16 protein-coding genes and 1 riboswitch are annotated in these 19,566 nt (G+C 50.7%); of the genes, 10 read left to right on the top strand and 6 right to left on the bottom strand.

All coding sequences use genetic code 11. The features are described 5' to 3' along the window. Positions 1 to 91: 91 nt before the first annotated feature. Entirely contained in the window at positions 92 to 586 is a 495-nt protein-coding gene (locus CpATCC19410_RS08835) for a GNAT family N-acetyltransferase (RefSeq protein WP_013241729.1), read from the bottom strand. A gap of 232 nt (positions 587 to 818) precedes the next feature. Between CpATCC19410_RS08835 and CpATCC19410_RS08830 the strand changes: the two genes are divergently transcribed. Further along, positions 819 to 2,267, top strand: a complete 1,449-nt coding sequence (locus CpATCC19410_RS08830; protein WP_013241730.1) for a DHA2 family efflux MFS transporter permease subunit — start codon at positions 819 to 821, stop codon at positions 2,265 to 2,267. Positions 2,268 to 2,279: 12 nt separating this feature from the next. Here the strand turns inward: CpATCC19410_RS08830 and CpATCC19410_RS08825 are convergent, their stop codons facing one another. Beyond that, positions 2,280 to 2,642 (bottom strand): hypothetical protein, encoded by a 363-nt coding sequence (locus tag CpATCC19410_RS08825; protein ID WP_013241731.1) that lies wholly within the window; start codon positions 2,640 to 2,642, stop codon positions 2,280 to 2,282. A 104-nt stretch (positions 2,643 to 2,746) separates the two neighbouring features. Continuing rightward, positions 2,747 to 2,941: riboswitch (cobalamin riboswitch) on the top strand. A gap of 48 nt (positions 2,942 to 2,989) precedes the next feature. On the opposite strand from CpATCC19410_RS08825, the gene CpATCC19410_RS08820 reads away from it, so the two are divergent. From CpATCC19410_RS08820 to CpATCC19410_RS08795, 6 genes are all read left to right on the top strand, one after another. Further along, the gene (locus CpATCC19410_RS08820) at positions 2,990 to 4,024 is read left to right on the top strand and encodes a FecCD family ABC transporter permease (RefSeq protein ID WP_013241732.1); all 1,035 of its coding nucleotides are present in this window, start codon (positions 2,990 to 2,992) and stop codon (positions 4,022 to 4,024) included. Between the two features lies 1 nt (position 4,025). Further along, on the top strand, positions 4,026 to 4,793 hold the full coding sequence (locus CpATCC19410_RS08815) for an ABC transporter ATP-binding protein (protein WP_013241733.1): 768 nt from the start codon (positions 4,026 to 4,028) through the stop codon (positions 4,791 to 4,793). A gap of 26 nt (positions 4,794 to 4,819) precedes the next feature. Further along, positions 4,820 to 5,887 (top strand): ABC transporter substrate-binding protein, encoded by a 1,068-nt coding sequence (locus CpATCC19410_RS08810; protein WP_013241734.1) that lies wholly within the window; start codon positions 4,820 to 4,822, stop codon positions 5,885 to 5,887. 284 nt (positions 5,888 to 6,171) lie between these two features. After that, positions 6,172 to 7,200: an ATP-dependent 6-phosphofructokinase gene (locus CpATCC19410_RS08805; RefSeq protein ID WP_014401130.1), complete on the top strand. Its 1,029-nt coding sequence runs from the start codon at positions 6,172 to 6,174 to the stop codon at positions 7,198 to 7,200. Between the two features lie 170 nt (positions 7,201 to 7,370). Continuing rightward, positions 7,371 to 8,876: an Asp-tRNA(Asn)/Glu-tRNA(Gln) amidotransferase subunit GatB gene (gatB, locus tag CpATCC19410_RS08800; protein WP_013241736.1), complete on the top strand. Its 1,506-nt coding sequence runs from the start codon at positions 7,371 to 7,373 to the stop codon at positions 8,874 to 8,876. A 177-nt stretch (positions 8,877 to 9,053) separates the two neighbouring features. Further along, the gene (locus tag CpATCC19410_RS08795) at positions 9,054 to 10,166 is read left to right on the top strand and encodes an aldo/keto reductase (RefSeq protein WP_014401131.1); all 1,113 of its coding nucleotides are present in this window, start codon (positions 9,054 to 9,056) and stop codon (positions 10,164 to 10,166) included. A 50-nt stretch (positions 10,167 to 10,216) separates the two neighbouring features. On the opposite strand, the gene CpATCC19410_RS08790 is transcribed toward CpATCC19410_RS08795, so the two are convergent. After that, positions 10,217 to 10,948: a LysE/ArgO family amino acid transporter gene (locus CpATCC19410_RS08790; RefSeq protein WP_013241738.1), complete on the bottom strand. Its 732-nt coding sequence runs from the start codon at positions 10,946 to 10,948 to the stop codon at positions 10,217 to 10,219. Positions 10,949 to 11,018: 70 nt separating this feature from the next. On the opposite strand from CpATCC19410_RS08790, the gene CpATCC19410_RS08785 reads away from it, so the two are divergent. From CpATCC19410_RS08785 to CpATCC19410_RS08775, 3 genes are all read left to right on the top strand, one after another. After that, on the top strand, positions 11,019 to 11,909 hold the full coding sequence (locus CpATCC19410_RS08785; protein WP_013241739.1) for a LysR family transcriptional regulator ArgP: 891 nt from the start codon (positions 11,019 to 11,021) through the stop codon (positions 11,907 to 11,909). A 430-nt stretch (positions 11,910 to 12,339) separates the two neighbouring features. Further along, positions 12,340 to 13,161, top strand: coding sequence for an HNH endonuclease family protein (locus CpATCC19410_RS08780; RefSeq protein ID WP_013241740.1), 822 nt, complete (start codon positions 12,340 to 12,342; stop codon positions 13,159 to 13,161). A 99-nt stretch (positions 13,162 to 13,260) separates the two neighbouring features. Next, positions 13,261 to 14,685, top strand: a complete 1,425-nt coding sequence (locus CpATCC19410_RS08775) for a DoxX family membrane protein (protein WP_014401132.1) — start codon at positions 13,261 to 13,263, stop codon at positions 14,683 to 14,685. Between the two features lie 61 nt (positions 14,686 to 14,746). Here the strand turns inward: CpATCC19410_RS08775 and ilvD are convergent, their stop codons facing one another. The 3 genes from ilvD to CpATCC19410_RS08760 form a co-directional block, all read right to left on the bottom strand. After that, entirely contained in the window at positions 14,747 to 16,588 is a 1,842-nt protein-coding gene (gene ilvD, locus CpATCC19410_RS08770) for a dihydroxy-acid dehydratase (RefSeq protein ID WP_014401133.1), read from the bottom strand. Positions 16,589 to 16,808: 220 nt separating this feature from the next. Next, positions 16,809 to 17,348, bottom strand: coding sequence for a PH domain-containing protein (locus CpATCC19410_RS08765; RefSeq protein ID WP_013241744.1), 540 nt, complete (start codon positions 17,346 to 17,348; stop codon positions 16,809 to 16,811). A gap of 48 nt (positions 17,349 to 17,396) precedes the next feature. Next, complete coding sequence (locus tag CpATCC19410_RS08760; RefSeq protein WP_014401135.1) at positions 17,397 to 19,091, bottom strand: mechanosensitive ion channel family protein; 1,695 nt, start codon at positions 19,089 to 19,091, stop codon at positions 17,397 to 17,399. Positions 19,092 to 19,566 lie beyond the last annotated feature (475 nt).

Raw genomic sequence — 19,566 nt, 5'->3', positions numbered from 1 at the left:
CTTTTTCTTTGTTCCTTGCTAAGGCGGAAAAGCGAAGAAAAAGGGGTTTTGCCATCAATGCGTGTGGGCATGTTATGGGTTTTAGAGAGCTTTAAAATAAAATCTGCATAATATAAAAACCTGATGCCTCATCAAAGGAAACCTTGGAAAACCCGAGATGAGAATAAACCTGTTGAGCTTTGGTGTTTGCCTTATCCACGGAGAGCGAAATCCCCGGTGCTCCTAGGCTTTGTGCTAATGCAATAGCGGCCTTAAGCAGGAGAGAAGCTACACCCGTGCCGCGGAATCTTGCTTCTACGGCAATAGCAACTTCAGGGATTTCCTCGTTAACGTAACCGTAGCCGTGATTAACCGAGGTACCCCACAGCAACCAAGCGCCTCCGGCAGGAATCTTGTTGGTGTCCCAGGCAATAAAACCGCCGTCTTTGGAAACCCACTGATCGACATAAAAATGTGTGTCGTTAATAAAGTTGTGGCTTAGCTCGGAGTCTTCGTTGCCGTAAACGTCGGTGAGAAAGTTAAGTCGGGCAATATAAGTGCGATCAACTTCTTGGGTAGGGACGAGGATAATATTTTGGTTGGCCATGACAGCACAGTCTATATGTAGTGGTGCAGTGTATTGTGGGGTGAGCAATGAGCATCAACATAGAAGACGCTCAAAGAGCCTTCAAAATCTGTTATAAAAGCTGCGTTCGTAGGAGAAAGACGGCGAACGAAAGGCGGCTAACGGAGCACAGTGGGGCCTTCTTCTATTATCACCGGATGCTCAATCCGGAATTAGAAGAATCCCCCAGGTTCATAGAAAGAGGGAATGTCCTATGAACATTGAGTCCCGTGGCAAAAACGTTGATCCTGGTGTGAGGACGTGCAGCTCACAAGGATCGGGTCAATACCCAGCTATGCCGCTTCCAGAAAAAGAAGCATGGCCGGCGCTGATTGCATTATGCGTTGGCTTTTTTATGATTCTGCTTGATCAAACCATCGTGGCGGTGGCCACTCCCGTGCTGCAAAAGGAGTTGGGGGCTTCCTATAAAGAGGTCATTTGGGTCACTTCGGCGTATCTTCTCACCTTCGCTGTCCCACTTCTTATTACGGGACGTCTTGGGGACCGCTTCGGTCCTCGAAACGTATATGTCGTTGGCATGACCGTGTTTACGCTGAGCTCTCTGGCGTGTGGTTTTGCTCCCAATATGATCACATTAATCATTGCTCGCGCAGTACAAGGTTTTGGGGCTTCTCTCCTTACCCCACAAACCATGAGCCTTATTAACCGGATGTTTGCTCGTGAAAGGCGCGGTGCAGCATTAGGCGCATGGGGGAGCGTTGCCGGGTTAGCTACGCTTACCGGCCCTATCCTAGGCGGATTTATTACGGCCTCTTTTGGCTGGCAATGGATCTTTTTTATTAATATTCCACTCGGGATCGTGTCAGTATGGTCTGTTCTACGCCTAGTGCCTCGGGTGCGCCGGACCAATCGCAGTATCGATGGCATGAGCAAGGTGCTTTCTGTTATCGCCGTTTTTTCTCTTGTGTTTGCTCTCCAAGAGGGGGAAAACGCTGGTTGGAGCTGGTGGATTTGGGTTCTTATCGTAGTAGGACTCGTGGTTTCCGTACTGTTTGTTTATCAGCAAGAACGTGCAGAAAAGGCAGGCAAAGATGCTCTGATGCCTTTGTCACTCTTCTCGATCCGCAATTTTTCCCTAGGAAACATAAGCATCGTAGCTATGGGCTTTGCTATCGCGGGCACTCCCTTGCCCATCATGTTGTTCTTGCAACAGGTGCACGAGTTATCGGCCTTTCAAGCAGGCTTATTTTTAGTCCCTCAGGCGCTCATTTCTGCGATATTTTCCCCGTTCATCGGAAAGCTTTCAGATAAACGTTCGCCTCATCAAATCGCAGCTTTTGGCTTTGCGACGATGGCTGCTGGTCTTGGGGGCATCGCACTCGTGATGATTCTGGAGATTTCTGTTTATTGGGTTCTTCTCGCCTTTGTTATTTACGGATTGGGTAATGCATTCGTGTGGGCACCCAACTCTACTTCGACGATGCGAGACCTTCCATTGAGCCATATGGGAGTCGGGTCTGGCGTATACAACACAACACGCCAGATCGGATCGGTCATGGGATCAGCAGCTATCGGGGCAGTATTACAGTGGCGAGTCATGGTTACAAGCCCAAGCGTGGCTTATGGCGAAGCGGTTTTGTTAGGGGCAGGATTCCTTATCATCGGTATTACGTCTGCCCTGTTAGCTAAAGAAAGCGACTAAATAGCTATTTGTTTAGCGGGTATCCGATAACGCGTAGGCTGCAGTTGCAGTCGCAGCGGTGACCGTAAGAACGGCAGGCCATGCGCCGATCTTCTTAGCAAGAGGATGGCTGAGGCCGAATGCCCCTATGTAGGTTGCCGCGAGCGCAGACGTGAGCGGAACCCCGCCTTTTGCCCACCAAGAGCGTCCAGCCCACACACCTGCAGCTGCAAGGATTGCTCCACCCAGCGGCCGTATGCCGGTTTCACGTGCAGTAAGCCAACCTCCTATTAGGCCACTGGCAACTACTGCGGACGTACTGACCTCCGTAGGAGGCTTAATATCAAAACCCATAAATTGTGTCATGGTGCTCATGCTACAGGCTGAAATATTCATGTGCGTGAGTACTTGATGGGGAGGGAAACGTCGATAAGCCCCTGGTTTGGTGTGCTCTCTGCGAGAGAGATTCGGTTTCTTAGTTGTTTGCTATCTATACTGAAGGCGATTATCAGTGACTGAGTGAGTGACAATACTGTCACATCGGGAATCTGGTGGAAAACCAGAACTGGCGCGCAGCGGTGAGGATACAACTACAATTACCTTGAAATACCACTGGGCTTAGATTCCTGGGAAGGGCGGTAATTGATGGGCTTGAGTATCCGAGTCCGAAGACCGGCTTAGTCAGCAGACTCGTTCTGCAGCCTCGCGATTTAGGCATGCAGACTGATTCAAGTGGGTTTTTAGTGCGTAAAATTGCCACTCCCGCGTTTTTCCTGATTATTACAGGATTAGCCGCACTGAGTTTTGTGGTGTCTTTGTCATTTGGCTCGGTTGATTATTCTCGTTCGGAAGTCTGGGAAGTGGTCCGCCAGCATCTTTCAGGTGGAACCTACTTTGATCAATCTGTAGACGCTGTGGTCTGGGAGCTACGCGCGCCTCGTGGCTTGCTCGCGCTTATCGTAGGAGCAGGTTTGGCTCTCGCTGGCGTAACCATGCAAACGCTTGTCCGAAACCCATTGGCGGACCCGTACCTATTGGGTATTTCCTCGGGCGCTAGCGTGGGCGCAACAGCGGTGCTTGTGTTTGGCGTATTGAGTGGTTTTGGCCTCTATTCGTTATCAGTTGGAGCTCTGATAGGTGCGCTTGTAGCTACGCTCACTGTGTATGCGGTGACTATCGCTCAAGGAGGGTTAACGCCGTTGCGTCTGATCCTCTCAGGCGTGGTTCTTTCTTCTGCTTTCTCCGCGCTTGCTAGTTTTTTAGTGTTCAAGGGGCCTGATGCTCGCGCTGCACAAGGCGTGATGTTTTGGATGCTGGGATCAGTTGCCGGTGCGCAATGGAATAAGCTCCTGATACCCGCAATTGTGGTGTTCGTGGCTTTTATTATTCTCATGTTGAGTAGCCGTCAGATGGACGCGCTTGCGGCAGGGCCAGATACAGCCGCGGCTCTGGGCGTTCGGGTAGGACTGCTACGGCAAAGCCTGTTTTTTGTTCAAGCCCTCCTCGTCGGAGCCATGGTTGCGGTGGCGGGAGGCATTGGTTTTGTAGGCCTAGTAATCCCACACCTCGCGCGGATACTCGTAGGGTCGCTTCACCGTCGTCTTTTGCCCATTGCTGCAGTGTTTGGTGCGCTTTTTATGGTCTGGGTGGACGTGCTTGCCCGAATTGCAGCTCCTCCTCAAGAGATTCCGCTAGGCGTGGTAACGGGGGTTATCGGAGCACCGCTCTTCCTGATTCTTATGGGGCGAAAGAACTATCACTTCGGGGGACAAGACTAAGATGGCACTTTTTCAAGCCTCAGGTATTGCATGTGGATATGACCGGACAACATTACTTCGAGATGTTAATTTTGTAGCGGAACACGGAACCATGACGGCGATAGTCGGAGTCAATGGAGTAGGAAAGTCAACTCTTTTGCGGGTCCTAGCCGGAATCCGTAAACCCCACGCCGGCAAGGTTTTCATCGACGATGTTGATGTGCATTCAATGCGGTCAAAGCAACGGGCAAAAACGCTTACTTTTGTAGGCCAGGAGGAAACGCCCCCTGGAGACTTGACTGTGAAAGAAGCCGTCAGTTTGGGGAGACTCCCGCACACTAAAGTATGGCAGTTCGATTCTAAGAAAGAGACGCGTTTGATCAACGATGCCTTAAACCTTGTTGGTTTGCAGGATCGTGCAGCGATGGAATGTGCGTCCCTCTCTGGTGGACAGCGGCGTCGAGTGCTTTTTGCCCGCGGATTTGCTCAAGGTACAGATCTCATTTTTCTTGATGAGCCGACCAACCATCTAGACGTACATCACCAGCTGCATTTGCTCAAAGTGCTAAGAGACTCTGGGCGCACGATCATTGCAACAGTTCACGATCTCGATCTTGCGATGAGTCATTTTGATCAGGTGGTGGTTCTTGATCGCGGAGGCGTTGTTGCTTCAGGGCCTCCAGAAAGCGTGCTGATCCCGGAGACTCTACGCACAGTGTTTGAAGTGGAAGCGTTTATAACAAGGCATCCTGATGCCATCCGCTCTCACGTCATTATTGATTCACTTTAAAAATTCTATTTTTAAGGAGCATGATTATGAAGAAGATTATTATCCCGATTCTTGGGATGTCCCTTGTGCTTAGCGCATGCGGGGGCGCTACCTCTGATTCCTCTCAAGGGGCAACTGCTGCAAAAACTGGCGGTGTGAGCGTTACCAACTGCGGTGAAGAGGTGACCTTTGACAAAGCTAACGAGCTATTTGTCAATGATGGAAACATCATCTCCATTGCGCTTGCTGCAGGGGCAGGTGACAAGATCAAATATGTCAGCTCGTTGCAGCGGGACAAAGAAATTCTGCGAGCAAAATTTGGCGATCAAGTTGATTCGCTCAATGACACGTCCAAGGATTATCCGTCGCTTGAGACCGTGGTGGCAAAACATCCGGACGTCTTTATCGCAGGCTGGAATTATGGTTTTTCTGAGGAAAAGAACCTCACCCCTGAAACACTGAAAGCACAGGGAATCTCTTCCTACATTTTGAGCGAATCATGTAAGCAAGGCGGGTCGAATAAGCGCGGAGTCTATGATCCATGGGAAGCCGTGAAGATGGACCTCTCCAATATCGGTGCGATTACCAACAATAAGGACTCAGCGGAATCTGCAGTGAAAGATCTCGATGATCGACTTGAGTCTTTGAAGAAGCTCAAGGCCGCGGATAAAAAACCCAACGTTTTTGTTTTTGACTCCGGAAAAGGAGACGCTGTTTACACTTCTGGAAAATTTGGTGCTCCGCAAGCAATCCTTGAAGCCGCAGGAGCTCAGAATGCAGCAGGTGATATTGAAGACACCTGGACCAGCGTGGGCTGGGAAAAGATTGCATCTGCTACCCCGGACGCTTTTGTCTTTGTGGACTATCCGGGGCAAGAGTTCAACGAGAAAGTAGAAGAACTCCGAGCAAACCCTGCAACCAGGAATCTTCCAGCGGTGAAAGAAAATCGGTTTATCAACTTGCCGTACACAATGTGGACTTCGGGTTCTCTCAACATCGATGCCGCAGAACATGTGCGTAAGGGGCTAGAAAAATTCAACCTTGCTCCACAATCTGAGATATCTCCAAAGTTGACTCTTCCTAACTCCGTAGCTGGCCAGGAATTTTTCTCCTAGAAGTACTTTCACCTGGTTACTTTCCCTAATGGAATCCATATAGATCTTCCATTAGGGAGAATAATCTTTCAGAGGAATTTCATAGCACGTCTACTCTGAGCGCCTTTTCCTTTCCTCAGCACAAGACTTCAACGCTGCAGCAAGTTTTATCCTGGCGATGCTGTCCAGCTTGACCCGTGATAAATCCCACAAGTTAAAGGATATGCGCAACAAAAGGGGAGCTAAGAATTTCCGTGCGGGCATAAACAAACACAAAAGCGGCCAGAAGGACTAAACTAAGAGCTATGCGAATTGCGACTTTAACCTCTGGCGGCGATTGCCCCGGACTCAACGCTGTCATCCGCGGTATCGTCCGCACCTGTTCCGAATACGGTTCTACCGTTGTGGGATATGAGGACGGTTGGGTTGGTCTTATGGAAGACAAGCGCATTCAACTTTACGATGATGAAAATATTGATCGTATTCTTTTGCGCGGCGGAACGATCTTGGGAACTGGCCGCCTTCACCCCGATAAGTTCAAGGCAGGACTTGAGCAAATCAAAGAGAATTTAGCAGACGCCGAAATTGATGCTTTGATTCCGATTGGTGGCGAGGGCACGCTAAAGGGAGCCCAATGGCTTTCTGATAATGGGATCCCTGTGGTGGGCGTGCCCAAAACTATCGATAATGATGTCAACGGTACCGATTACACCTTTGGCTTTGACACCGCGGTGTCGGTAGCAACTGACGCAATTGATCGTTTACATACCACCGCAGAATCCCACAATCGCGTGATGATCGTGGAAGTGATGGGGCGTCATGTCGGGTGGATCGCATTGCATGCGGGGATGGCAGGCGGAGCACACTACACTGTGATTCCAGAGCATCCTTTTGATATCAATGAGATCTGCAAAGCGATGGAACGCCGTTTCCAAATGGGGGAGAAGTACGGAATTATCGTCGTTGCTGAGGGGGCTTTGCCTAAGGAAGGAACGATGAGTTTTGCCCAGGGGTGCGTAGACCAATTTGGGCATCAAACCTTTAACGGCATCGGCCAAGTGATCGGCGAAGAAATAAAGAGGCGCCTAGGTCACGACGTACGTACTACTGTGCTCGGACACATCCAACGCGGCGGTACTCCGACTGCTTATGATCGTGTTTTGGCAACCCGGTATGGTGTTCACGCTGCCCGTGCTTGCCATACACAAGACTTTGGCAAGATGGTGGCACTTCATGGTGAGCATATTGACCTAATTCCTTTGGAAGAAGCAGTAGGAACTTTGAAGGTAGTTCCTGCGGCTAGATATCGGACAGCCAGAGCTCTCTTTGGATAAAACCTATAAAGAATCGTAATGGCCTTTCTGCTTTTAGGAGTAGGAAGGCCATTATTCTTGTTGCCGTGGGGCAGTGAGTGTCATACAGATGGCGAGCATAAGCTTGGAGAGCACGGTTCTAGCATCCTCAATGAACCATTAATGGAGACGATGAACTAGAATTTCGAATCATGACCGCTGCAATGTATGACCTGATGGACTTTGATGAGGTCCTGGAGAAATTCGACCCTGTCATGGGCCTTGAAGTTCACGTGGAGTTGGCCACCGAGACTAAAATGTTTTCCGCTCCATCGGCGCATTTTGGTGCCGAGCCTAACGTGAACGTTGACCCGGTTTCTTTGGGGCTACCAGGGGCGCTGCCTGTGGTTAATGCTAAGGGCGTCGAATGGGCTATCAAGATCGGTCTTGCGCTGAACTGCCAAATTGCAGAGTCTTCACGATTTGCTCGTAAGAACTACTTCTATCCAGATCAGCCAAAGAACTACCAGATTTCGCAATACGATGAGCCCATTGCTTATGACGGCTACCTGGATGTTGTTCTGGACGATGGAACTCCGTGGCGTGTGGAGATTGAACGTGCGCACATGGAAGAAGACACGGGAAAGCTTACCCACCTGGGTGGAGCCGATGGGCGTATTCACGGAGCCACGGCTTCGCTCGTCGACTGTAACCGTGCAGGTATCCCGCTCATCGAGATCGTTACCAAGCCTATCGAAGGCGCAGGGGAACGAGCTCCAGAGGTGGCGCGTGCTTATGTGGGGGCGCTTCGGGATCTGGTTAAAGCTTTGGGCGTTTCTGATGCCCGTATGGATCAGGGGTCGATGCGATGCGATGCTAACGTGTCGCTGCGCCCCGTTGGGACCGTTGAATTTGGTACGCGCACTGAGACCAAGAACATTAATTCCTTGAAGTCTGTAGAGCAGGCAGTGCGTTTTGAGATGCAGCGCCAAGCTCAGGTATTAGAAGACGGCGGGACGATTGATCAGGAGACTCGTCACTACCAAGAAACCGATGGAACAACTTCCAAGGGACGTCCTAAAGAAACTGCTGAAGATTATCGCTACTTCAACGATCCAGACCTCCCGCCGGTTATTGCGCCGCGCGAATGGGTAGAAGAAATCCGTTCGACGCTGCCTGAGCTCCCCTGGGTGCGTCGTGCGCGCATTCAACAGGAGTGGAACCTTAAAGATGAGGAAATGCGCGACCTTGTAAACGCAGGTGCGTTGGATCTGATCGTAGAGACTGTAGAAGCAGGTGCCACTCCATCAGAAGCGCGTTCCTGGTGGGTTGCTTATTTGTCGCAAAAAGCAAATGAGCAGGGGGTAGACCTTGATGCTTTGCTGATCAGCGCTGCTCAAGTTGCTCGCGTAGCCGCTTTGGTTAAAGAAGGGAAGCTAACCAATAAATTGGCGCGTCAGACTGTCGACGGCGTTCTCGCTGGCGAAGGCGACGTTGATGAGGTAGTCGCCTCCCGGGGCCTGGAAGTTGTACGTGATGATGGTGCGATTGAAAAGGCCGTGGAAGAGGCACTGGCCGCTAACCCCGATATCGTAGAAAAATATCGAGCAGGAAACACTAAGGTCACAGGTGCAATTGTCGGAGCCGTTATGAAGGCCACCCGGGGTAAGGCCGACCCGGCTCAAGTGAACAAGCTCATAGCAGAGAAGCTCGCATAAGTAATCTAAAAGTGTAGCGATTCTGCTGCCAGTGTGTTTTGAGGCGTGTCACGATGTAGTTAACGCATATTGCTAACTTATCGTGACACGCCTCGTTATGCTTGGTCATGTGCTTAATTTTCAGAGCAGTGGCTTTTTTCTCGACAATTAGTGGTACGTGAGCGCACACTGGTAGGCATGACATATTCAAGAGAAACAGAACCTGTATATGTTCCTGCCGCAGACCGGTATGAAGATATGGAATACCGCATTGTTGGGCAATCAGGTCTTAGGCTTCCTGCTATCAGCCTAGGTTTTTGGCATAATTTTGGAGACGATAAACCTCTGGCAACACAGCGCGAAATTATCCACCGTGCGTTTGATCGAGGAATTACGCATTTTGATTTGGCCAACAATTATGGGCCTCCTGCAGGATCTGCGGAGAAAAATTTTGGTCGGATTTTTTCGGAGGATCTCAAGGCGCACCGCGATGAGATAGTGATTTCAAGCAAAGCCGGTTGGAACATGGGCGCAGGCCCTTATAGCTTTGGGGGTTCCCGAAAATATCTGATGGATTCCTTGGATGCTTCTTTATCTAGGCTAGGCCTAGAGCATGTGGATATTTTCTATCACCACCGCCCGGATCCAGATACTCCGCTGGAAGAAACCGTATATGCATTGCGCGATATCGTGGCTTCCGGCAAGGCTCGATACGTGGGGATTTCTTCTTATAGCGCAGGACTAACAAACGAGGCAGCGGCGATGATGTCGGAAGAAGGCTGCCCGTTGCTCATCCATCAGCCGAGCTATTCCATCATGAATCGCTGGGTGGAGGAACCTGGTGAAGATGGCGACTCTTTGTTGGAATCGGCTGCTGACTCTGGCCTTGGAGTTATCGCTTTTTCTCCGCTAGCCCAAGGATTACTTACTGACCGTTACCTGGATGGAATTCCGGAAAACTCACGTGCTGCTGCTGGAAAGTCCTTGGGGACGGACATGCTTTCCGCTAGCAATCTAGAGATGGTTTCCAAACTCAACGAGGTAGCAAAGAGGCGCGGCCAGACTCTTGCACAGATGGCGATCGCATGGGTCTTAAGAGAGCAAGGAGACTATGGGGTAGAGACCGTTACGAGCGCGCTGATTGGGGCCTCTTCCGTTGAACAGCTAGACCAGAACATCGATGCGCTCAATAACCTGAGCTTTACCACTGAAGAACTCAATGAGATTGACACGATTGCTAATGACGGGGGAATCAATATCTGGGCTGGAGCAACAAAATCGAAGACTCATGGGACGGGAGCTGAGGCCTAGTAGATAGGAGAAAACTAAAGGGGAGAAGTTGAGTTTTTCTCCCCTTATAGTTAATGCATCAGCAAACGGGCGCACATGATGAACATAATGACACCAATGGCGATGTTGATATAACGCCAAACTGTTGGCCGCGCAAGCACATGAGCAAAGCGGAGTGATGTGAAGCCAATGAATGGGAACCACACAAAGCTTGCTGCGAGAGCACCGGAAGCAAAGACCCAGCGTCCAGTCTCTCCATGCTGGTTGGCAATGCCGCCAAGCATCACTAAGACGTCGATGTATGCGGCGGGGTTAAGCCAGGTAAAGGCAAGCGCAGCCAAGACAGGTTTAACCCATGGGCGGTGGGGGCATGAGTTTTTTTCAACAGAGGAACGCTGTGAAGGCTTTCCTAGGCGTGTTTTGGGAGCAGTGATCAGGCTAGAGTTGCTGTGCTGTTGGGAACGTATTTCGATGCTTTCGGCGTACTCTGGCTCTGTTTCTTCTACAGTGAGCGCGTCGCCACGGCGTTTAAGGGCGTCGCGCCAACAGCTAATACCGAAGTATAGGAGATAAGCAGCGCCGAGCCATTTCATCACTACAAGTGCGATAGGAGCACGTTCCACTAATGCACCAACTCCTGCTGTTCCGCCAAAGATCAAGATGATGTCGGAAATGATGCAGACCAGGAGCACGGCTAGGACGCCCTCACGTTTGACGCCCTGTCTAATAATGAGAGCATTTTGCGGGCCGATGGCAACAATAAGGGACAAGCCCATCAGGAATCCAGCGATTGCAATACTCATGACTCAAGAATGCACCTTGCAGCGATATTAAGTAAAATAAATGTTTTTACACTTGGTTTAGAATAGCTTCATGAACCCACTTCACCTGCAAACATTATCCGCGATTATAGATGAGGAAAGTTTTGAAGACGCAGCCTCTATCTTGGGGGTATCGCCGTCCGCGGTGAGTCAGAGAATTAAAGCTTTAGAAAAGGAGATCGGCAGGGTAGTCGTCCGTAGGACATCGCCTCCTACTCCCACCGATGCTGGCGAGATTCTGCTTCAGACGGCACGAAGGATGGAACTGCTGCAGGCGGAGGCAAATGCGCAACTACACGAGCGTATTGATCGCGTCCCTCTGACTGTGGCAATCAATGCAGATTCGCTCTCTGAGTGGTTTAAGCCGGTGCTTGCCGACGTCGCACGTTGGGACTCGGCTACCTTGCACGTCCGTGTGGAGGATGAGGCTTATTCGCTCGCCCTTCTCAAGCGCGGAGACGTGCTCGGCGCGGTCACTGGTGAAGCCAAGGCTGCGTCAGGCTGTGAATCTATTGCACTGGGGGCATTTCATTATGTATCCGTGGCAAACCCTTGGCTTTTGGATCGTTACACAAGCCGGGATGGAACTGTGGATTGGAGCACTATGCCGGTGTTGCGTTTTGGCCCACGTGATGCGTTGCAGGACAAGGATCTTGAGCGCAGGCTCGGTCAGGTTCCGCGCCGCCGTCGGGTTTCTGAAATACCTTCAGCGGAAGCTTTCTTTGAAGCCGCTAGGGTAGGGCTGGGGTGGGCGTTGCTGCCGGAATCACAAGCTGCGCCTTTATTGGAAAGTGGTGAAGTGGTCATGCTGGATTCCACAGTTTTCGAGGTGCCTCTTTACTGGCAGAGATGGCGGCTAGAGTCGCCTTCCCTTGACCGACTTACGGAGTCGGTCATTGTGGCAGCCTCGAAAGTGTTGCGCCCCGTGAGTGGTACAGCGTAGTAATCCGTGCCCGTGCCCAAGTTGTTTCCAATTTTATTGTCGCGATGGCGTATTTTTCTTGACTTTGCGCACAAAACACCTATCTTACGCCACGTGAATCCAAAGATTTTGCGTATTCGCAAGCGTAACGTGACGTCATGTGGGGAGTTGTTAAGGGGTAAAGTGGTCGTCGATAGACTGACTGTCAGGGATCGTCAGATTGGGATTCCTTATGGTTGCTTTTGATTGTATTGGTTTATAATTCTCAAAGCCCTTATTTTGTATATAAGACATTCTTTAGGTTGTTTATATCGGAAATAGGCTTATAAAAATGCTATTGAGGTGCAATTGGGCATAAATTCGGTAATGTTAAATTTTTGATTAGCTTTACCTAAAGGTGTGAGATTCTTTACATGCAATCGTTGGCATAGGCTGTTACGTTTAAAACATTATGAATATGAAATCCAATAACCTAGCTAGTTCGATAAAACGAGCGTTTATTCGTGCAACAATCCTCTCCCTCGCGATCGTAACCAGCCTGGGGCTTTTCTCCGGAAATCTAACGGGTGCCTTCAATCAGTGGGTATCCCATGCTGAAGCCACAGACTCGCAGGACGTCCCCTTCCCGCTTATCGATGCGGAACCGCTTCCGGCTCAAGAAACTCCTCAAGAAGGTGTTCTCCCTGACTCTGTTGCCACAGGCGATGATGCAGCTACGCTGGATTCTCTCCAGATCGACGATGCTCTCGGTGGCAAGCCAATGTACAGCCGGGACCAATTTGGTCAAGCATGGAGCGATGACGTGGAAGTAGAGGGCGGACACAACGGATGTGACACTCGGAATGACATCCTGCGCCGAGACCTCACCGACATAGTTGTTCGAAATAAAACCAAAGACTGCATCATTGAAAAAGGAAAGCTCGTAGATCCATACACCGGAAATACCGTTGACTTTGTCCGCGGCGGGAAGAAAGCAAACGGCGTAGACATCGATCATATCGTTCCGCTGGCCAACGCTTGGTATGCCGGGGCATATACATGGGATGCACAAAAGCGACGCAACTTTGCCAATGATCCGATCAACTTGATAGCCACATCGCTAGAGGCAAACCGCATGAAGAAAGCAAAAACTGCAGACCAATGGATGCTTTCAAATGAAGCATTCACATGTGAATACGCTCAACGCCAGATCCGAGTAAAGTCCCTATATTCTCTTACCGTAACAACCCGAGAAAAGGATGCTCTAGCGGGAGCATTGAAATCCTGTTCCTAGACTACCCACAGTTACGCGCCTGGATGCTTCTAAAATTTAGCGTCCGGGCGCGCCGGTAACTTCCCCTCTTCTTCAACATTTTCGCATATCCTGGGGCGCATGAACGACAACGCCAAGCCCGATCGAGCCAGCGATCTTGATGACGAGATCCCAACATATCAAGCCCCCTCTACGTCGTCGCAAGGTGAAACGCCTTCAAAAACTCTTCAGGACCCCTCAAAGAAACCTGTAGATCCGGCCAAGAGCCTTTATGAACGTGCAGGGCGTGCAGCACCCCAGTCGATTCAGCCCTCAGAACGAAGCAATACAGCCCCGGTCTCTGCCAGCGTGCAACCGTCTCACGTAGAGAACCCCGGTGAAAAACAAGAGCATATCGATTCGTCCTCTCACAAGGAATCTAAGCCGGACTCGGTTTCAGCTTCTCCTCGTGTGGATGCTCCTCATGCTGCGGAAAAAGCAGCAGATGATGGATCCGCTACAGTTGCGCAGGAGCCTTTAACCTCGGAAGAAACCACTGTTGCAGATGCTAAGACTGTGGTAGCGCCAGAGGTAATATCTCAGGCAAAGGTACAGCACCCTCCCACGGATTCTTTTAAAACAGAGAATGAGAAGGAGCAACCTGCTCCTATAGAAGATAAGACCACTGTGTTCAGCGCTGCTCCAGTGGCTTCTGATTCCTCTGCTATGGGATCTTCTGTTCCTAGAACTCCGGGAGAAGAACAGACCACAACTCTGGAGCGGGATGCTCAGCGTCATAGTCAACCGCTTGCCTCAGACGCTCCCACGTCCATGTACCGGGAGCCTGCGTCTAGTGACCGCGCGGCCTATAGGGATGAAGATTTCGCCCCCGCCGGGCAGCCTGTTGCCTCATCAACTGTGGTACCTCCAACACCGGTAGCCGCGCCGACTACTACGGCCTTTGCAGAACCACAACTGGAGCAAGTTCCTCCTGTTTCTCCAGTGGCACCGCAGCCTGATCCCGCATCGGCACATGCTGTTGCCGCTGCCGCTAAACGGGGAACAATCGATTTTGGTTTGTTTGTGCTGCGCATAGTCTTTGGTGCCTGGCTGATTTTGGATGCGGTTCAAGTTTTCTTTGCAATGGGGAATTCCGGAGGAATAAATGGTTTGCAAGACCAATTCTCTTCCTACGCCTATGCCAGCACCTTGGCTGTCGCCGTACCGGCTATGGAATTGGCAGCAGGTGTCTTCCTCGTTTTTGGTTTGCTCACTCCAGTTGCTGCTGCTGTAGCTACAGTTGTCACGTCCTTCCTTACCCTGCACCATATCGCGAGCGCCGATGCGTTGAATTTAACTGATCTCAATGACTCCATATGGTTTGCATTTTTCCTCACCACGATCTCGCTGGTGCTGCAGTTTACCGGCCCTGGGCTTATCTCCTTTGACGTAAGCCGGAGCTGGGCTAAGCGGCCACTTGCAAGCTCGTGGGTCTTTGTCGTGCTAGGAATTGCTGGAGCAGTGGCGTTGTGGTGGTTCGGAGCCGCTGTAAACCCATTGGTCTAAGCCAATAAAATAAGGCCCTGACCTCAGTTTTCTGAAGTCAGGGCCGTTATCTATGTGATCGTTAATCTATATGGCGCACAGCGCCCTTGTCTGCGGACGTCGCCATTTCTGCGTACGCGCGCAAGGCCTTGGAAACGGAGCGTTGACGATTCCGAGGCTCCCACGGCTTTTCTCGTGAGTTCATAGCTTTACGACGCCGCTCGATGACATTCTCTGCGACATCTAAGCGTAACAATCGCTTGTGAATATCAATCGTAATTTGATCTCCATCTTCGATCAGTCCGATGAGTCCGCCATGAGCAGCTTCAGGAGAAATATGACCGATTGATAGCCCTGACGTGCCTCCTGAGAAGCGACCATCGGTAATGAGCGCACATGCTTTACCCAAACCTGCGCCTTTAAGGAAAGAAGTTGGATGAAGCATCTCTTGCATGCCGGGTCCTCCGGAAGGGCCTTCATAGCGGATGACCACCACGTCGCCAGGTTGAACCTCTTTATTTAGGATGATCGATACGGCCTCTTCTTGGCTTTCAACCACACGGGCAGGTCCTGAGAAAGACCATACGGATTTGTCGACTCCAGCGGATTTTACTACCGCCCCGTCGGGGGCAAGGTTGCCACGTAAAATCGCCAGTCCTCCGTCAGCGGAATATGCATGCGGAACATCATGGATACATCCATTGGTGGTGTCTAGGTCAAGCGAATCCCAGCGGTTTGACTGGGAGAATGCCTTGGTGGTCCGCACACCTCCAGGGGCTGCATGGAATAGTTCGATGGCTTCTTGAAGCGGATTGATACCACGAATATCCCAGTCGTTAAGCCACTCATCTAATGATGAATAGAGAACAGAATGAACAGTCTTTTCTAATAGGCCGTTTCTGTGGAGCTCGCCAAGAATTGCAGGGATTCCGCCGGCTCTGTGAACATCCTCGATATGATAATTGCCATTCGGGGCTACTTTAGACAAACAAGGAATCCTGTGTGAGAGCTCATCAATATCGGAGAGAGAGAAATCGACTTCGCCTTCTTGCGCCGCGGCCAGCGTGTGTAAAACCGTATTAGTTGACCCACCCATTGCCATATCAAGGGCCATGGCATTGAGAAAAGCTTCTTTCGTGGCCACGCTACGGGGGAGTACGGACTCGTCTTCTTGGCCGTAGTATCGCTGGCACATGTCTACGATCATGGTGCCTGCTTGTTCAAATAGTCTTTTACGCGCCGTGTGCGTAGCCAGCGTAGTGCCGTTACCTGGCAGAGAAAGCCCGAGTGCTTCCGTTAAACAGTTCATTGAGTTAGCGGTAAACATTCCGGAACAGGAACCACACGTAGGACAAGCAGATTCTTCGATTGTTTGTAAAGAATCGTCGTTTACGGTTTCATTTGCTGAAGCCGTGATTGCAGTAACTAAGTCGGTTGGGGCATGCGCTATTCCATCAACAACTACAGCTTTGCCGGCTTCCATAGGTCCGCCAGAAACAAAAATGGCAGGGATGTTTAACCGCATTGCGGCATTGAGCATTCCGGGAGTGATTTTATCGCAGTTGGAAATGCAGACCATGGCATCGGCGGTATGTGCATTGACCATGTATTCCACTGAATCGGCAATGATTTCCCTGCTGGGAAGTGAATAGAGCATGCCTCCGTGGCCCATGGCTATACCATCATCTACCGCAATGGTATTAAATTCCTTAGGAACCCCACCTGCAGCTCGAACCGCGTCGGCAACAATATCGCCAACATTTTTAAGATGTACGTGGCCAGGAACAAACTGCGTATAAGAATTAACAATCGCTACAATAGGCTTTCCAAACTCGTGCTCTTTAGTTCCAGTAGCTCGCCAAAGGGCACGAGCACCTGAGGCGTTTCGACCAACGGTAGTGACGCGTGAGCGAAGTGGAAACATGGTGTTCCTAACGTGTGGGCTGATTGTATAGATTCAGTGCTGCGTCAGGTGCGATCGCGGCAGCGTAGAACAGCAAGTACTTGTTTCGATTACTGTTCTCTTGTTTTTTAGGAGGGGAGCCCAGGGAAATAGGCGACTTGTGTGCGCTCATTATGGGTGGGTGAGGCAGCAACAAAATATTCCTACAACGTAGGATAGCTCATCTCATAAAAATCTGTAATTAGGGCTCATTGCGCTTTTTTGCGGCTTCGCGCCGCTCAAATTCTTCTCTTGTGAGCATTTCTTGGTAGCCATCACGATGCACTATGACAACCTTATCGTCTGCGGCCTTCTTGCCTTGGGATAAGACATCGGGAATTCGTCCTGCAGATGCTTCCTCTAGCCGGGGGAGTGAATTGAACGTAACCGCAGGTAAGGGAAAGGACTTATGCGTAGTCCTAAGCATGGTTCGGGATCCTTTGAACTCAATCCCCTGAATATCTTCCCAGGCTGCATGTGCGGGAGCTTGGAGAAAATACTTAGCCGTAATCCCTAAATCATCAACGATGGTCTTAGTTTTGAGCGCCCAGATAATAAAGAGTAGGGGGAAAACTAATAGCCAGAACAAATAGAGCGGTGCTGCGCCAATGATGAGGAGAAGGATTGCAGCCATAATTCCAGCGGCCAAGATATGCGTGCGTTCTTGGGAAAAAACGACTTTGCGCACACTAGGAGACGTGGGGGGATTTACGGAAGAGCCGGCTGAAGGTTTTTCGCTCATGGGAAGACATCCTAGTGGAAAAGGGATGGCGGATGGGTATTGCAGCTCTTAAGGCGTTACTACATGCGAATTATTTGCATTCGCGTCGTTTGCGCCGCCGTCTGTCCGAGGGATTGCTGTAGGCGTGGGGTCGATTGTACCTGTTGGCAGAGTCTGTGGGCTCGTTGGACTTGCTGGTTCTTCTGAAGCGTTCTCACTGGGAGTTGCGTTATCTTGTTGAGCCGGTGTCGGAGTTTCTGAAGATGGCTCTTGTTTTGTGGTCTGGGGGATCGAGGGTTTCGTGGTCTTTGGCGTAGGAACAACAGAGGGCGCTGGTGGTGCAACGGGGGCGGTGGGCTGAGGGGAAGGTGGGGCTACGCTCCGGGAATTTTGATAGGCGTCGTCAGGCTCTAGCGTGAAGCCCTTGAATAAAACTATGAGTACAAAACCTACAACAAGCATGGTTGTGGAAACTCGGGTGCGTCCTCCAACTGTAAGGATTCGACGCCATGTTGTTTTAGCAGAACCGGATGAGGGGCTGGGCGACTGCGTATCTCTACTCTGAGAGGCTTGATTGGTTGGCTCTTGGTTTTCATTATTGGAAATGGCGGAGTCCATGAGTCCAGTCTCCACAATTGCAGGATCTTCTTTTGCATGATTGCCGCGGTCGGGAGATTGGGCGTCGGGAAGCTCTGTGGTGGGGGCTTCCTCTGGAGATCTGATAGGAAAAGCTGCTGGAAAAGCCTGAGTAGCTTCGACGTTTTCTCTGTTATGCGTGGAATGCGGAAAAGTAGCTGTGGTCTCATTCGATGCAACCGGTTGCGAGTCATCTGGACGAGTGATGATTGCCGGTCGGAAGAGTGAATCCGCAATGGCTGAAGGTGATGATGTCTCAAGCGTGTCTGCTCGGGAACCGATGAGGGTGGGGGCGGTACCGTATTCTTGCCAAAATTCATCAATGATAGAGGTGCGGATTGCGCGTTCGACAAGCCATTGGGAACCGGGATTGACTTGGCATACGAATCGCATATCCACTGTCCAAGGCTGGCCTACTGTGCTGGGTTGATGTACAGCGACCGAAGGATGCACGCTGAGCTCGCCGAGGATTTCAGGGGCAATATCACTACGGTGCAACGCACGCTGGGTGGCCTGTGTTGAACGCTCTATGGCTTCTTCAATAGAAGCCGATCCGAGTAATGGAATGGGCATAGTAACTACTGCGCTCGACCAATAATTTGAGTTATTGATGGAGACTCCGGCTTTGGAGTTGGGGATGATGACAGTTTCCTCTGCAAGCGTCCTGATTCTTGTCGCTCGCATTGTAATTTGGATTACCGTGCCCTCGATTTTGGTGGCTCCGCCTTCAAAACGAACCCAGTCACCCACGCCGTAGTGCTTCTCGCTCAAGATGAAGAAACCCGCGAGAAAATCAGCGATGATCGACTGTGCGCCTAAACCGATAGCTGCAGAGGCTGCAGTGGCGGGGATTGCTGCGCCGGCGAGCGTGAAGCCGATTTGTTGTAGAACAAAGACAAAGATTACAAAGTAGGCGATCATTTGTGCGATGTAGATCATCACACCGGCGAAAGCGAGGTGCGCCTTTGACTCGTCCTCGTGCTCGTCTATGACCTTCTTTTCCACGATTCGCATGGCTAGACGCCCAAGGCGAGGCACAAGGAACGCAAGGAGGGCCAAGATTAAGAGATCAAGACCTGTGTTAATGAACCAGTCCCATGTTTGGTGCAAGAGGAAATGAGTCCGCATGGTTACCGAGGATAGCGGTGTTAAGTGGAGAGGTGGGTGTGCTTGTTCCTGTGTGCTGAAAGGGAAGTGACCCACACCATATGGGGGGGAGGGATTAATGAACAGGGGACGCATTCCGTCGCGTGCGTGTACGATGCCATTTTGTGAACATTATTCGACTTGTAGTGCTACCCGAGCGGCGCCTGCCGTAGCGGCCATCAAGTCGTAACGTAAGCGCCCTCGCCAGCATCATAAGTGCTGATCGGGGGCTTTTTTCGTAGCAGACCACCATTATCTGCTCAATGTTCGACTATTGAACAGACAGATCGTCTCAAACCCAAAACCTAGTGGTTTTAGCGGCACTGTTTATTGGTATTCGATCTAGGCCAGGTAACCAAGCCTTTGGCTAGGTTCAGGAAAAATATCCGCGAACAATCAAGGAGATAGAAGTCGTGGTAGCTTCCACAAAGATCACAAACCTCGCATCTTCTGCGCT

The sequence above is a fragment of the Corynebacterium pseudotuberculosis genome (assembly GCF_002155265.1).
Classification (GTDB): domain Bacteria; phylum Actinomycetota; class Actinomycetes; order Mycobacteriales; family Mycobacteriaceae; genus Corynebacterium; species Corynebacterium pseudotuberculosis.
This window is presented reverse-complemented; position numbering and strand designations above follow the sequence as displayed.

What these genes read in the sequence shown, in the direction of transcription:
- CpATCC19410_RS08760 (WP_014401135.1), bottom strand. Translation starts at nt 19,091, where the DNA reads ATGCGGACTCATTTCCTCTTGCACCAAACATGGGACTGGTTCATTAAC.
- CpATCC19410_RS08810 (WP_013241734.1), top strand. Translation starts at nt 4,820, where the DNA reads ATGAAGAAGATTATTATCCCGATTCTTGGGATGTCCCTTGTGCTTAGC.
- CpATCC19410_RS08765 (WP_013241744.1), bottom strand. Translation starts at nt 17,348, where the DNA reads ATGAGCGAAAAACCTTCAGCCGGCTCTTCCGTAAATCCCCCCACGTCT.
- CpATCC19410_RS08805 (WP_014401130.1), top strand. Translation starts at nt 6,172, where the DNA reads ATGCGAATTGCGACTTTAACCTCTGGCGGCGATTGCCCCGGACTCAAC.
- CpATCC19410_RS08785 (WP_013241739.1), top strand. Translation starts at nt 11,019, where the DNA reads ATGAACCCACTTCACCTGCAAACATTATCCGCGATTATAGATGAGGAA.
- CpATCC19410_RS08815 (WP_013241733.1), top strand. Translation starts at nt 4,026, where the DNA reads ATGGCACTTTTTCAAGCCTCAGGTATTGCATGTGGATATGACCGGACA.
- CpATCC19410_RS08790 (WP_013241738.1), bottom strand. Translation starts at nt 10,948, where the DNA reads ATGAGTATTGCAATCGCTGGATTCCTGATGGGCTTGTCCCTTATTGTT.
- CpATCC19410_RS08835 (WP_013241729.1), bottom strand. Translation starts at nt 586, where the DNA reads ATGGCCAACCAAAATATTATCCTCGTCCCTACCCAAGAAGTTGATCGC.
- CpATCC19410_RS08775 (WP_014401132.1), top strand. Translation starts at nt 13,261, where the DNA reads ATGAACGACAACGCCAAGCCCGATCGAGCCAGCGATCTTGATGACGAG.
- gatB (WP_013241736.1), top strand. Translation starts at nt 7,371, where the DNA reads ATGACCGCTGCAATGTATGACCTGATGGACTTTGATGAGGTCCTGGAG.
- CpATCC19410_RS08780 (WP_013241740.1), top strand. Translation starts at nt 12,340, where the DNA reads ATGAATATGAAATCCAATAACCTAGCTAGTTCGATAAAACGAGCGTTT.
- CpATCC19410_RS08825 (WP_013241731.1), bottom strand. Translation starts at nt 2,642, where the DNA reads ATGAATATTTCAGCCTGTAGCATGAGCACCATGACACAATTTATGGGT.
- CpATCC19410_RS08830 (WP_013241730.1), top strand. Translation starts at nt 819, where the DNA reads ATGAACATTGAGTCCCGTGGCAAAAACGTTGATCCTGGTGTGAGGACG.
- ilvD (WP_014401133.1), bottom strand. Translation starts at nt 16,588, where the DNA reads ATGTTTCCACTTCGCTCACGCGTCACTACCGTTGGTCGAAACGCCTCA.
- CpATCC19410_RS08795 (WP_014401131.1), top strand. Translation starts at nt 9,054, where the DNA reads ATGACATATTCAAGAGAAACAGAACCTGTATATGTTCCTGCCGCAGAC.